9 protein-coding genes are annotated in these 13,972 nt (G+C 47.7%); 5 read left to right on the plus strand and 4 right to left on the minus strand.

What is annotated here, in order from left to right; genetic code table 11:
* The first annotated feature begins 272 nt into the window (after positions 1–272).
* On the plus strand, positions 273–2,306 hold the full coding sequence (locus HQN90_RS12060) for a VWA domain-containing protein (RefSeq protein ID WP_246362240.1): 2,034 nt from the start codon (positions 273–275) through the stop codon (positions 2,304–2,306).
* Here HQN90_RS12060 and HQN90_RS12065 read toward each other — a convergent pair.
* Both HQN90_RS12065 and HQN90_RS12070 read right to left on the minus strand, forming a co-directional pair.
* A complete protein-coding gene (locus HQN90_RS12065; protein ID WP_173218532.1) occupies positions 2,301–3,251 on the minus strand; it encodes a serine/threonine protein kinase in 951 nt (316 codons plus the stop codon). The two genes, HQN90_RS12060 and HQN90_RS12065, sit on opposite strands and share 6 nt — an antisense overlap.
* 210 nt (positions 3,252–3,461) lie before the next feature.
* Positions 3,462–5,198, minus strand: a complete 1,737-nt coding sequence (locus tag HQN90_RS12070; protein WP_173218533.1) for a dipeptide ABC transporter ATP-binding protein — start codon at positions 5,196–5,198, stop codon at positions 3,462–3,464.
* 220 nt (positions 5,199–5,418) lie between these two features.
* Here HQN90_RS12070 and HQN90_RS12075 point away from each other — a divergent pair, with 220 nt between their 5' ends.
* From HQN90_RS12075 to HQN90_RS12090, 4 genes are all read left to right on the plus strand, one after another.
* Positions 5,419–6,840, plus strand: coding sequence for an ABC transporter permease (locus HQN90_RS12075; RefSeq protein WP_173218854.1), 1,422 nt, complete (start codon positions 5,419–5,421; stop codon positions 6,838–6,840).
* Between the two features lie 12 nt (positions 6,841–6,852).
* Entirely contained in the window at positions 6,853–8,364 is a 1,512-nt protein-coding gene (locus HQN90_RS12080) for an ABC transporter permease subunit (protein ID WP_173218534.1), read from the plus strand.
* Between the two features lie 169 nt (positions 8,365–8,533).
* Positions 8,534–10,321 (plus strand): ABC transporter substrate-binding protein, encoded by a 1,788-nt coding sequence (locus HQN90_RS12085; protein ID WP_173218856.1) that lies wholly within the window; start codon positions 8,534–8,536, stop codon positions 10,319–10,321.
* Positions 10,322–10,416: 95 nt separating this feature from the next.
* Positions 10,417–10,881 carry a hypothetical protein gene (locus HQN90_RS12090; RefSeq protein ID WP_173218536.1) on the plus strand — a complete coding sequence of 155 codons (465 nt, stop codon included), beginning with the start codon at positions 10,417–10,419 and terminating at the stop codon, positions 10,879–10,881.
* Positions 10,882–10,997: 116 nt separating this feature from the next.
* Here the strand turns inward: HQN90_RS12090 and HQN90_RS12095 are convergent, their stop codons facing one another.
* Both HQN90_RS12095 and HQN90_RS12100 read right to left on the minus strand, forming a co-directional pair.
* A complete protein-coding gene (locus HQN90_RS12095; RefSeq protein ID WP_173218538.1) occupies positions 10,998–11,351 on the minus strand; it encodes a hypothetical protein in 354 nt (117 codons plus the stop codon).
* Positions 11,352–11,474: 123 nt separating this feature from the next.
* Positions 11,475–13,958 (minus strand): hypothetical protein, encoded by a 2,484-nt coding sequence (locus HQN90_RS12100; protein ID WP_173218540.1) that lies wholly within the window; start codon positions 13,956–13,958, stop codon positions 11,475–11,477.
* Positions 13,959–13,972 lie beyond the last annotated feature (14 nt).

The raw sequence follows: 13,972 nt of genomic DNA on the forward strand, positions 1-13,972 counted from the left end.
ATTGGTCTGTTTTGGCAAATATAAAATATTATAACTAAAAAGGTACTTTATACCTATTTTTACTTTGCATTTTTATGTTATATTTTGTAAAAACATGGTATGAAGCAACCTGAATACGAGGCCAATCCTCCCTTCCTTTCCTCAAAAAAAGAAACATTTGTATTAAATTGTATTATTTTGTATGTTTGATCATAATAAATTATTTCTATAATTATTTCTGTGTGTTTTCACACACTTTAACAAAATTTGAGAATAAAAGGAGATTATTTACTTTGAAACGCAACAAAAACCATTTTATACAGATAGCACCTATTTTCGCATCTTTTGCTGTCTTCTTCGGCATCTTCTTTTACTTACTGGCAGAGATCACTCCCGCCAAAGAGCAAGCAGAGTCAGGCATCGATGCCGTTTTTGTAATAGATAACAGCTTTTCAATGAACGCTACCGACCCGAATCGAGTAGCTGCAGAGGTCATTAAAATGTTTATGGATATGAGCCAAGCGGCTCATACCCGAATTGGCTTTGTTGCCTATAACCATAAAATTGTTGAATCCCAAGAATTAACTTCGCTAGCTACAGAAGAACAAAAGAACAAGCTGAAGGCAAAAATTGAGAATTTGAAATTTTCCGGGTATACGGATCTTGGTTTGGGGTTAAGTAAGGGAGCTGATCTCCTTCATAGCGGGAAAAATAGCACCTCCCGCCCGATGATGATTCTTTTGTCTGATGGAGGAACCGATTTTGGACCTATTTCTACAGGCAGAGAAGTCGAGGATTCTAACAAGGATGTCGAACGTATGATTAGCGAGGCCCAAAAAGAGGGTTACCCGATCTTTACGGTCGGATTGAATCATGATGGCTCCGTCAACGCCGCCCAGCTCGAAAAAATTGCCGCTCAAACCGGAGGCGTTTCATTCATCACGGAAAGTGCTGCGGATTTACCCGACATTTTCAATCGCATATTTGCTAAACAAATCCGTTCCGTCCTCGTGCCTGTAGCCACGATTACGGCAACTGGAGACTTGCAAGAAGTAACTGTTACGATACCTAATGAGAACATCGATGAAGCCAACATTATTTTATTGTCTCCTCATCCAATCACAGAGACACATCTGTACAGCAACGCCAATCATGTGCAATTTTATAAATCCCAAAAGTACTCATTGATGAAGATGCCGCAACCGCAAAAAGGAAGCTATCTCCTGAAGTTCAAGGGAAGTCCCGGCGATCTCGTGAAAATTAATGCCTTGCACAACTATAATATACGCGCGGGTTTTGAACTGCCTCAGGTCGTTAAAGGCGTTCCGGCCACCATATCTGCCTTTCTCCTTAACGAAACCGACGGAAAAAAGCTGACGAATCCTGATATTTACCAAACCTTAAAAGCTGAGCTGACCATCACAGATGTAAGCACGAAGCAAGAGCAGAAGCTGCCGATGACCCTTGCCGGCAATCGCTTGTCGGTCGAAACAACCTTTGCGCATTCCGGCAAATATCAGACCAGCCTCTTGCTCCAAGGCCCCGACTTCTATCGGGAAGCAACCGGTCAGGAGCTAGAGATAACCAATGCCTCGCCGGAGGCCATCAGCGATGGGAACATCTTGTTAAGCAAGGAGGATGGGACAGCTTCCATCGATCTTTCGACGCATTTTCGCGATGTGAACCATGACAAGCTTAGCTATACAATGGATACTATCAGCAATGACAAATTGGCGGACTATTCCCTCGAGAACAACGGGGTTATGCTCATCTCTCCGCATCGCACCGGAGAGTCCGTAATCAAATTCACCGTGAAGGATTCTGAGGGAGGCTCCATAACTTCAAACCTCAACCTTACCGTTCGCTCCATTTGGACTCGGTACATCATGATCGGAAGCTTTGTGCTAGGCCTATTCCTTGTGGCGCTGGTTATCTGGCTCGTGCTTCGCCCTAAGCCCAAATTTGTCGGACGGCTTGAAGGCTACTTCTTGAATACAGCTAGCGGGAACGATATCCCCGTTAAATATTGGCCGCTCCCTTCCTTTGGCAAGCAACAGACAATCCGGCTAAGCGATTTATTTGCCAGTCTAGCCATTAATGAACCGCTGCCGGAAACAGAACGTATAACGTTCCAAGCAGGAAAACAGGGAACTCTGGTGATCAAACACAATACCAGATGCTCCATTGAAAAAGGAAAAACCCCCATTCCAAAGAACAAAAAAGAAATGATTCATTACAACGATAAAATCTACATTACCTTTGAGGACCACATCACAGAAATTGAACTGCGCTATAAAGAAATAAAACCCAGCACCCTGTCATCATAGACGGGGTGTGGGTTTTTCTGTTTTTTTGAGCTTGCCAATCGATAAGTCCAGGCCTTTCAAACGGTAGTACTCCATATGCAGCGTAGCCTTCATAACCCGAAGGGAAGGGCATCTTTTGGCGAATTTCACAGCCATTCCCCACATGATGATGCACGACAATACGACACCTACTTTGTTATTAAGTTTCCTAACCGATGGGAGGTTATCTTGAATCAACCTTTGAGAAATATCCATAGGCACTTGACCTGTCAGAACATAATAAATGATTGCCGCCAAGCTAAACATGTCCGAGTATGTTCCTTGCTTCGATTTATCTGAATACAATTCCAGCGGTGAAAACCCCGCTGATGTCATAATCGGATAGCTGGAAGCCGTATTCAGGTGAATCGCGGAACCGAAATCAATGACTTGCGGACTGCCGTCCTCACCTACCATCACATTCCCCGGTTTGAGATCACGATGGATAATTCCCTGGTCATGCATGTATTGAATCCCTTCGAGTAAAGGGATTAGCGTCTTTCTTACCCAGTCAGCCCTTGCCATCGGATGATTTTTGTGGATATAGCTCTCTAACGTTTGCCCCCTGCAATATGCCGTGACCAGGTAGCTGGTTTCATTTTGCTCAAAATCGTTCATAAATCCTACGATATTCTTATGCTGAAGCCCTTTCAGAATCGCAGCCTCCCGGAGGAAAGCTTCTCGCAGCCTATCAATATGAGCTTGCGCCGATGGCTTGCGCGAAATAACGGTTTTGTTGTCCATATCCCTCATAACAAGGGCTTTGGGGTAATACTCCTTGATGACAACGCTCTCTCCGCTTTCAACGCTATAACCGAGATAAACGATGGACAGCTCGCTTGACGCTAAGTAGCCGGTTAATTTATATGTATCGTTTAGCATACTATCAAGCTCTAAATAGCTGCCATACTCGTTATTTTGATTCATGAAGATGACTCCCATCCATATGGTTATTACTACCAATATAACGCGTTACCACATACTTTGTAAAAGACGAATACTGTCATGAAGCATATGATAGCAACCAGAAATAAAGCCTCCCGAATATTCGGAAGGCTTGACAGGCAGCATAATGATTACGCCGAGTATGAACAGAACGTACGAAGTCATATAATTGCGCGCTTTCTCTTCATGCATTTATGATTCAGCTATCGCCAGCCAATGTCCAGGCTGCACTTCAACGAACCGTGACTGTTCCAACCCGTAGGGATCTTGTAGGGTCGGGTCGATGAGCGGCACGAACGTCTTGCGAGACTGCACAGCCGGATCGGGTACAGGAATCGCTGCAAGTAGTGATTTGGTATATGCATGCAGGGGATTCGCGTACAGTTCCTCGCTCTCTGCCAGCTCCACGATCCTGCCCTTGTACATAACCGCCACACGATCACTAATATGCTTAACCATCGATAGGTCGTGAGCGATAAATAAATACGTAAGCCCCAGCCTTTGCTGAAGCTCCTCAAGCAACTTGACGATCTGTGCTTGGATGGAGACATCCAGGGCCGAAAGCGGCTCATCGCAGACGATAAACTCCGGCTCGACTGCCAATGTCCGGGCGATTCCGATCCTCTGCCGCTGCCCGCCTGAGAACTCATGCGGGTAACGCATAGCGTGCGATGCGCTGAGACCGACCATCTCAAGCAGCTCCTCAATCCTTTTCTGCCGATCCAGCTTGCCTCTCGTCATTCGATGGAGGTCCAGAGCCTCTCCAATGATGTCGGCAATACGCATACGTGGATTCAGAGAAGCGTAAGGGTCCTGGAAAATCATCTGCATGTAACGGCGCATCGTCTTCATCTCACTGCGCGATAAACGATTAAGCGGAATGCCCTTGTACAGCACCTCTCCCCCCGTCGCCTCATGCAAACGCAATATAGTCCGACCTGTGGTGGATTTGCCGCAGCCTGATTCACCGACAACACCAAGTGTTTCACCCGCATAGATATCGAAGCTGATATCGTTAACCGCCTTGATAATTTGGCCTTTTCCCAGATTGAAATGCTGTCTTAGCGACCTAACTTCCAGCAAGGGGCGATCGTCGGCTGAATGGCTGACAGCAGAGACAAGCTTGGGCTTCTTCTTCTCATCAAGTCGAGGCAGTGCATTCAACAAACGTACCGTATAGGGATGCTTCGGTGCAGTGAAAATCTCCTCCGTTGTACCCGTTTCGACCACCTCGCCATCCTTCATGACGACAACACGGTCGCACATCCCTGCTACGACACCCAGATCATGGGTAATCAGGATGATAGACGTCCCCAGCTTTTGCTGAATATCCTTCATTTGGTGCAAGATTTGTGACTGAATCGTTACGTCGAGCGAAGTGGTTGGCTCATCGGCGATAAGCAGCGCCGGCCGACACGCAAGCGCGATCGCTATCATTACCCGTTGGCGCATGCCGCCGGAAAATTCATGGGGATACTGGTAATAACGGTCTTCGGGGTTTGTGATTCCCACCAATTTCAACATCTCTACTGCTTCAAGTCGAGCTTGCTCCTTATTAAGCCCCCTATGCTTGATCAGACTTTCCTCAATCTGCCGTCCTATGCGCATCGTCGGGTTTAAGGAAGACATCGGATCTTGGAAGATCATGCCGATATCGCGTCCGCGAATCTCCTCCATCTCCATGTCCGACTTATCGGCTAGATTTTGTCCGTTGAAGAGCACCTGCCCGCCTTTTACCATCGAAGGCGGAGATGGCAATAACCGCATGATCGTACGAGCCGTCACGCTTTTTCCACTGCCGGATTCCCCTACGATTCCCAGCGTCTCGCCTTCGCGAACGGAAAAGCTTACATTGCGAACCGCCTCAACTTCCTTCTCTCTAGCGTAGAACGAAACAGACAACTGATTTACTTCTAAGATTGACTTCATATAATCACCTTTATGTTTGGATGAATGAAAAAAAGACCTCTATCATTTGTATTACACATAAAATAAAAATTCATAAAAACCCGACATTAAGAAATATTATTTCGATTATTATTGACATTTTTCGCTGCTCCTTTTAAAATCTACTATATCGATCGGAATAATGCAAGTTAAAACTGACCGACAAAAGGAGCACACAAACTTGACCGGGCACACTCTCAAAATGGATTATCCTCTAGTCGACCGACTCGGGAACATCTTTTCCAAAATGCTATTGCATCCTACTTACCGCTTTTTGTTACTGTTGGCCGGAGCGCCCATACATCTAGTCGTTTATTTCGTCTTTCTGCGTCGGAAGAATCAGAGTTTGCATACAACTAGGTTAGATGAGTTAGAAGCGGAATGGACGTCCTCTGGCTACAGAAACAATTTGCTGGCAGAGACGAAGGAACAACTGGAACGGAAGCACCGATTTTTTGGTCAACCCCTCATTTCGGAGAAGCTGAATCGTGAAGCTAATCGGATTGCAGGGGCTAAATTCAAGGAGGCGTTGCTGAGTCAACTTAAGGCTCAACAGAGTGGAATCGGACAGTCCCAGGTCACCTATGCGGATACGTTCACCGGGTTAATCCGACACCCAGCGTTTCTGGCTGCATCTTTTGTCCCCGGTTTTCTTATGTACGCGCTGATGCTCATTTATGGCAACGCCTATCTAAAATATATAATTGAACGGCTCGTGATGACCGTCTTTGTTATCTTTGGAGTTGCCTTTCTCGTCTTCACCATTTTATATTTGTCGCCCATGAATCCTGCGGCCAACATCATCGGGGAAACGGCTACCGCTGAGCAGATTGCTGCGTTTAACAAACTTTACGGTTTGGATCAGCCTTACTTGGCTCAGCTCTGGCATACGTTCCAAGGTATTCTGACATTTGATCTGGGCAAATCCTTCGCTGGCAGCGAAGACGTAGCCACATCCATTGCTTCGAAGTTCCCCGTGACGTTGACACTTACCGCTGTCTCCACGGTCATAGCCGTATTGATCGCCCTGCCAATTGGGCTGGTGTCTGCCACTCGGCCTAATTCTTTCTTTGACTATACCTTTATGCTGCTCGCTCTGATCGGATTGTCGATCCCGAATTTCTGGCAAGGACTGATCCTCATCTTGAATTTCTCAATCAAGCTGCAGTGGCTGCCTGCTACGTATAATCCGCATAACGCGTTGACGATGATCATGCCTATTGTCGTATTAGGGACAGGTCTTACGGCAGCTGTCGCTCGGATGACGCGTTCTTCTACACTGGAGGTCATTCATGAGGATTATATTACGACAGCCCGGGCAAAAGGACTGTCCCGAGGGCAAGTGCTGTGGAAGCATGCCGTAGGCAACGCCCTGATCCCAATTATCACCATCATTGGACTTCAATTCGGAGCCATGCTCGGAGGAGCGGCTGTAACAGAGAAAGTTTTTAATATTAGCGGGATTGGAAACTATATCGTGGATAAGCAGTTCATCCCTGATATTCCTAGCATTATGGGGGGTGTCATCTATACGGCCATTACGATCTCTATCGTGAATGTCATCATCGACATTTTGTACGCTTTTTTCGATCCAAGAATCCGTTCCAGAATGAAACAATACTAGCAGGTGGCCAACGTGACTAAACCAATTTTAACAAAACAAGAAATCAATTTCAGACTACGCACCTGTACCGAATACGGGCAGGCCAGCTTTGCCGGAATCGCCTCGCTGGTCTTAGCTTTCGTGCTGCTCATTAACAGCTTTCAGGGAGCCGGATCATCCGGAGTGAAGCCGTATATCTTCACTGCCTTTGCTTCCTATTTGGCCTTCGCCCTACTTCAACTGGGAACAATGGCATTAATTCGCCGAGACCTACTGCTTCATGGCGAGCTGCGCCGCACCACTCGCCGACTGGGCTATGTGCTATTGATCAGCTTGCTGACCGCTAATATCTTTGTCGTAACGGCTGCTTTTCAACTTATCAAACGCAAGAAGAGTGCAGCTTACACACTCTCGGTCTACACCCTTTTGACGACCGTATTCGTATTCGCCATTTCGGCATTGAATGTCTTTAAGCCTTATGTATCCAACTTATTCGTGCCTGGCATGTTACTCCTGTTAGTTGGAGGTGCCGTTCAATTACTTGCTTTGCTTCTCATCGCTAGGTATTCAGATGACACACTTCTGCCCAAATGGATGTGGATAGCCGCAATCCTGCTGATTGCGACAACGGTAACGGGCAATCTTTTTGCGCTAGCACTCGGCATCCTGTTGATAGCGAGACTCCGGAATAGAAACGATTCCTCTGGGGCAAAACTGAATCAGGTCATCGACCGGCTGTCCCGCAGCTCCACCTCGATGCTGGGCTTGTGGTTCATTGGCTTTTTAGTAACGATCTCCTTGTGCAGCTACTTGACGTTCGACTATGGAATGGCGATCGACAATAATTACGGGACCATTCTGCAACCACCCAGCCTGACTTATCCACTTGGCACAGACAACTTCGGGCGCTGCCTATTCTCTCGGATCGTATTCGGGGCTCGCATTTCGTTGTTCGTCGGCATCCTGTCAACGTTAATCCCTGTAATCATCGGGGGCTCACTGGGAGCAATATCTGGCTACTACGGACGCCATACAGATAATCTAATTATGCGAGCTCTCGATATTCTGTACGCGATTCCGGGCATCCTGCTGGCCATTGCCATCATTGCTGCATTCGGTGCCAATACAGTTAATCTTATTTTAGCGCTGAGCATTGGGGCCATCCCTACGTACGCTCGAACAATGCGAGCTAACGTACTACTCGTCTCGTCGCTTGAATACGTGCAGGCAGCGCGCGCATTCGGGGCAGGAGATCTAAAAATACTGCTCAGGCATATTGTTCCGAACTCCTTAGCTCCGATGATTGTCAAATCCACGCTAACTGTCGGTGGAGCCATCATCTCGACGAGTAGTTTGAGCTTTCTGGGACTCGGCGTTGAACCGCATATCCCTGAGTGGGGCAATATTCTGAAGGTAGGGAGCACCTACCTCGAAACAAATGCTTATACAGCAATCTATCCGGGCTTGGCCATCATCGCGCTGGTGCTATCCTTCAATTTCCTTGGCGACGGATTGCGCGACGCGCTTGATCCCAAGCTTGACTAACCATTCTTCAATCATTTTGGAATTTTCATTCTTCCTCCATAACCTCTTCGTTACGAAACATGCAGGATCTGGGATGAATGTGCGTTCATATATTTAGCATTATAGGAGGTCAAATATTTTGAATACTAAAAGCAAGATCGTCATTCCCGTCGTCCTCGGCATCTCTCTGATGCTGAGCGGATGCAATTTCACTACCAAGGATCAGGCTGCAGCTTCGCCGACACCTGGAGCAGCAACACCTGGGACAGCGGCCGTCAACAATACCCCCGTCGATATCGAACTGCTGGGCACGAGCGCCAATGAGACAGACCTCAACATCGTTCGAGACCAGTTGTCTAAAAACGGCTTCAACGTTAAGCTGAATATCCAGCCGGATTACGGCACGTTCAAATCCCAGCAGGACGCAGGCAACTTCGACGTTGCTTTGTCCAGTTGGACCACTGTTACCGGCAACCCGGACTATGCTGTACGTTCCCTCTTTAAGACAGGCGGCGACTACAGCATTATGACAGATCCTGATATCGACAAACTGATCGAACAAGCCTCGGCCCAGACACCAGAGCAATACACAGAGACGTACAAAAAATTCGAGCAGCAGCTTGTTCTAGACAAGGCCTATATCGCACCGCTCTACAACTCGCTCAAAGCACAAGCGTTTAATCAAGACATTCTGAAGAAAGAGTCTGTACGTCTCTCGAAGTCACGCTCCCTTCCTTGGGAAGAACTCGACTTTAAGGATGCCTCTAAACGTGCCAAGGACCCGATCATTCTGCAATCATCGCTTCCTTCTCTGACGTCACTCGACCCGATTAAGGGCAATGACGGCTCCATCAATATTATTAACACGAACATGTACGTTCGTCTGCTCAATCTCACGGACGACGATAAGCTGACTCCTGACGGCTCCCTTTCGCATAACTTCGCGATTGCCGAAGGAAATTCAGACTACTACTTTATCTTGCGTGACGACATCCGATTCGCGCAGATCAAAGATAAGCTCGCGGTCGATTCTGGCGAACGCGTAGGCGCAGAAGATGTCATTTTCTCACTGAATCGTGCCAAGGACAAAAATTCGGTTCCGAATCATCGCACGTTCACGCTGCATGAGCATATTCAGAAGCTTGAGCTCGTGACGGACCCGGCAGTACTCGAATCCGCTAAGCTATCAGGCAGCTCCGAAACGATCAAAGCGGCTTTGGAAAAGGGGCTCGACTCCAAAATCTCGTCTTTAGTATCCGACAAGAACAAAGCAAGTAATAAGGAAGGCAAGTATCAGGTAGTCAAGCTGACGACCACGCAGCCGTTCCCGCAAGTATTGAACTATCTTGCTCATCAATCGGCAGGCATCGTCTCCAAGAAACAAGTCGAGACGATCAATACGTACGATGTTGCCAAATACGACGTTAATAAAGACATCGCTTACGGAGACCAATCAACGGTTACCGAAGGTGCCAAATACAATAACTCCCTGTATACAAGTGGTCCTTATATCCTGTCTTACAAGAATGATTACGAGGCCGTCTTCAACAAAAACCCAGGGTATATGAAGGGTACCAAATACGAGCCGAAAGTGGACACGATCAAAGTCCGTTTCATCAAAGACGCAGAAAGTTCCCTATCCGCGCTCAGAAGTGGTGAGATACACCTGCTCTACGGCGTGTCTGAAATTAAATTCGATGTTATCAAGGCCGATAACAAGCTTTCGCTGCAAACGATCCCTAGCAATGCTGTGTCCTACCTGCTCTTTAACACCAAAAACCGCGAAGTTGCCAAGAGTGCTGATTTGAGAAGAGCCGTTCTGTACTCCATCAATCAAGACGAGTTCCTCGCTTATTACAAAAACAATAAGTTTAAGGCCGTATCGACGCTAAGCCCGCTTGTCAAAACGGGATTGGAAGTCAAAGCAGATCCTGCAAAAGCGAAAGATTTCTTGAACAAATATAAAGCCACTAAGTAATTTACTGAACATGCTAAAGACTGCCTTATCATCGAGTAGATGATTGGGCAGTTTCTTTCATACAACTACATATGCACAGATAGGAGCCTTGAACAATGCCTACTTCCGAATCAACCTTCGTAAAACTCTCCCAATGGGATGCGCTCATCCTTGAATCTCTAAAAACCCAAGGTTGGTCTACAGAAGAGCTGCTTCAGCGAGTTCAAGCTGGCAATCTTCCCGTAGATAACAGCAAGTTTCAATTCGACTATGCTCGTTTAACCGAGCTCTCGGCAAACGATCCGATGATGTTCGAACATGCGGCACGTCACGGCTACCAGATCAAATACAATACGCTTCGCGGCATCGCCAGTTGGCTTCTTCTCGCCTTCGGACAGGAAGCCAAGCTGCATCTAGAGCCAGGTAACGAGTCAGTCATTGCCTATCTAAATGCGGAGGAGTATAACAGTCTGACTGCGGTGCTCTCCTATGGATGGGTCGTGAGTGGGGAGCATGCAGCTTCTCCTGAAACGAGATCGACATACGTCATTGAGACTCTATATTCCGTACATAAAAAATAATGGAGCTCAACTTGATGGAAATCTCGACGCGGATATGCATGTATGAAATCAAAAATAGCTTGGAATTGGTACGCAGTGCAGCATGAGTCCAAATGAGAAATTACGAGAAGTCATACTCATACGATTCTTGTTAATTCACTGTTAATTACCCGATGTGCGGCAACATAACGATCTTTCGGACTAATCCCAAACGATGCAAATTGCACCTTCAATTGATTGGTCATAAATTGGACTTCATACTGCTTCGCATTTCCCACAAAAAAGCTATTGTATGTGGATGCATTTGGTTTCACTATAAACGCAACATGATGAATCAATTTCTTCTTTCCGTTTAATGCATACACTTTGATTCTTACTTTGACATTCTTATGTTGATGCTGGTTTAGCGAGTTCACAACAATATCTTTGGATACAGTCTTGTCTTTCTCCGTTAGGTTATTCAGAGGTCCCGTCGTATATTTACGAATCATACATATTCCCCTTTCATAAATAAGATATTACGAAAATGTCATGTCACTGTAATATCTTATTCATGCAAGGGTTTATCTGATTGGACGAAGCCCTCTTCTTTATCTCCAAATCCCCAAACTTTCTTACCACGAAACATGAATCGTTCCCGTGATGCCGACAAGTCGCAGCCGATTGTCTTCCTGCAAACCGCTCCAATTCAAAATGCTACTATCTCCTCGCTTGATTTCAACGGCTCCCGATTCTAGCATCTCTAAAGGCGGATAAATGGTCACTTCTGCGTCCAGCAAATTACTGATACTGAACGTGCGGACCATTCGCTTCATCTTCGAAGGAGTTGGCTGGTTCTCCCGGCACGATACCCGGCTGCGTTCCCGCTGGTTCACGAAAACGCGGCACTCCTCTCGAAATGTTCGGTCTAGCGAATACAGTCCCGCTTCACCGTCGCCAAGAATAACCGTTTGGCCTGGGAACAGCGGTACGCCATCAGGGAACCGCAACTTAAGCTGCACCGACGAATCCTGCTTGCAGCCGGTCATGATGAAACCGTTCTGATGCCGTGAAACGAATAGAAGGGCAGATTGCGATTCCGGATCTTGCTTCACTTGCTGCAGCGAAAGGCCGAAGTCCTGCAGCATATACCGCAGTAAAATGGACGTATCCATCCATTCAATATCCTCCCGAACTGGCAGATGGGTGACGCCTGCCTTAATGAAAGGCAGCGAACCGCGTACCCAGCCAATGCGCCCGCCTTTCCATTCAGGCAGCGAACGAGAAAGCGCGAAGATCCGTTCTTCACCATCCTGTGCAGCAACTGCACCGACCCGTGTTCCGGCATCTTCTTTATGGCGCAGCGTAACACCCAGCGTGCCGTCACCGATGTCGGCGCGATGCCGCAGCTTGCGCTCACCTCTATCTCCGTAAACCTGATCTTCCTCGAATGAAAGCTCGAGGGCCAAATCCCCCTCTAGTCCGCCTCCTTCGGCAGCTTGCAAATTCAACAGCTCCAGCAACCCAGGCTGCCGCACATCGCCGTACAGCAGCACCTTGCCGCCACCTTGGACGATGTCTGCCAGCTCGGTAATCCGTGCGTCGTCCAGCCACATTGACGATACGAACAGTATCGTATCGTTGAGCTTACGCCGAGCATCAGCTGACATCGCGCGGAACGTGTCTGTGCCGATTACCGTGTTGACGGGGAAGCCGTGATTGATTGCGCAGCGCACGAACCAATCATGGAAAAACACGCGGCCTGAAGCTTCGTTGTCTCCTTGCACCGTCTCATGAAGCTCACGGAACGGATACAGCCAAGTGACGAGCCCCGGTTCATCGGGTGCTTCGCGGAACGCTTTTTGGATATGGGGAATCACCTCTGCAGGTCCGTCTCCCCACAACTCACCCTTCTCCGTATCAATCGTCAGAATTTCTACGATACCAGGCATCTGGGGCGCTCCGCTCACATTAATGCGCGCCACCGACAGCGGACCGTAAATGTCGTGCGGCTCACGATCATAGTAGTCCCACCACGGATTTTGCCAAAACCAGGGATCATTCACATAAAAACGATAAGGATACGTTTCCCCTGGCAACTCGGCAATTCTGGACATGTATCCTGTCAGCTCCAGCCCAAAATCGTAGTTAAGCGCTCCCCAAGGGGAGTTCGGCGGCGGGAAGTCGAGGTACTTCTTCTCATATAGCTCAAGCAATGGAATGTAATCTTTGGCAAGGTCCATACCGGTTCCGTAATTGGTTCCTCGCACCTCTGTCCTTACACCCGGACATTCCCGCTTGAACAGGTCCCAGAACGACATCATTTTGGAGGAAAGCTCGCTATAGTCGGCTAATGGCAGATCTGTCCCATTATAATTAGCACCTAAGTAAGTCCATGGGAAATAGGACAAGGCGAAGCCATTCGAGAACCAGATATAATCGAAGCCGATCGCGGGAAGAAAACTTGCGCATTGGCGCCCAAGGAACTCCCCGAACGGAGTGCCTTCTGGAATACCGCCGGGATAAGCCGCATAAGCCGAACTATCCGCATTCAACTTGGACCAGGAGCAGACGACGGTATAATCGGCCTTCAGAGATACGTATGTACCGCCAAGCTCCGCGCGATTGATTTCCGGATGATCCTTATACTTGAAATCAGAGTAAGCAAACTCCGGGCCCGCATCGAAAGGAATGCCTACCTCAAGGTGAACGCCGAACTGGTCTGCCACAATCCGTTTGAAGGAATCGACAACTCGGCGCAAATCACCGTATGTGAATCGAACTGGATTGTCTGTATACAGTCGGGCAATATGAGGATCGCTCTTGTCCTGAACATGACTGAACATCTCTTCGTTTGCAAAACCGATATACCGAGCCCACTCGAATTCGTCTTCATGCTGACCGTTCCAGGTCAAAATCTCACTGCCGTCCGAAACCCACAACAGAAGCGAAGCCGATTCCGCCATGCCGATGAGCGGCTGCCATTGCCGCAGTGCCTCCATGCAGACTTCCTCAATCGCAGACTGTTCGAGACTCTTGAACGGCTTAAGACTCATTTCCAGCGTAGCCCGTTTCAACTGCTTGCTACTGATACTTGCCTTTTGCGTCACCTTATTCACGCGAGTTCACTCTC

Source organism: Paenibacillus alba (assembly GCF_013204855.1).
GTDB lineage: Bacteria > Bacillota > Bacilli > Paenibacillales > NBRC-103111 > Paenibacillus_E > Paenibacillus_E alba.

Coding starts and splice junctions, on each gene's coding strand:
- HQN90_RS12075 (WP_173218854.1), top strand. CDS start 5,419: ATGGATTATCCTCTAGTCGACCGACTCGGGAACATCTTTTCCAAAATG.
- HQN90_RS12070 (WP_173218533.1), bottom strand. CDS start 5,198: ATGAAGTCAATCTTAGAAGTAAATCAGTTGTCTGTTTCGTTCTACGCT.
- HQN90_RS12065 (WP_173218532.1), bottom strand. CDS start 3,251: ATGAATCAAAATAACGAGTATGGCAGCTATTTAGAGCTTGATAGTATG.
- HQN90_RS12090 (WP_173218536.1), top strand. CDS start 10,417: ATGCCTACTTCCGAATCAACCTTCGTAAAACTCTCCCAATGGGATGCG.
- HQN90_RS12085 (WP_173218856.1), top strand. CDS start 8,534: ATGCTGAGCGGATGCAATTTCACTACCAAGGATCAGGCTGCAGCTTCG.
- HQN90_RS12095 (WP_173218538.1), bottom strand. CDS start 11,351: ATGATTCGTAAATATACGACGGGACCTCTGAATAACCTAACGGAGAAA.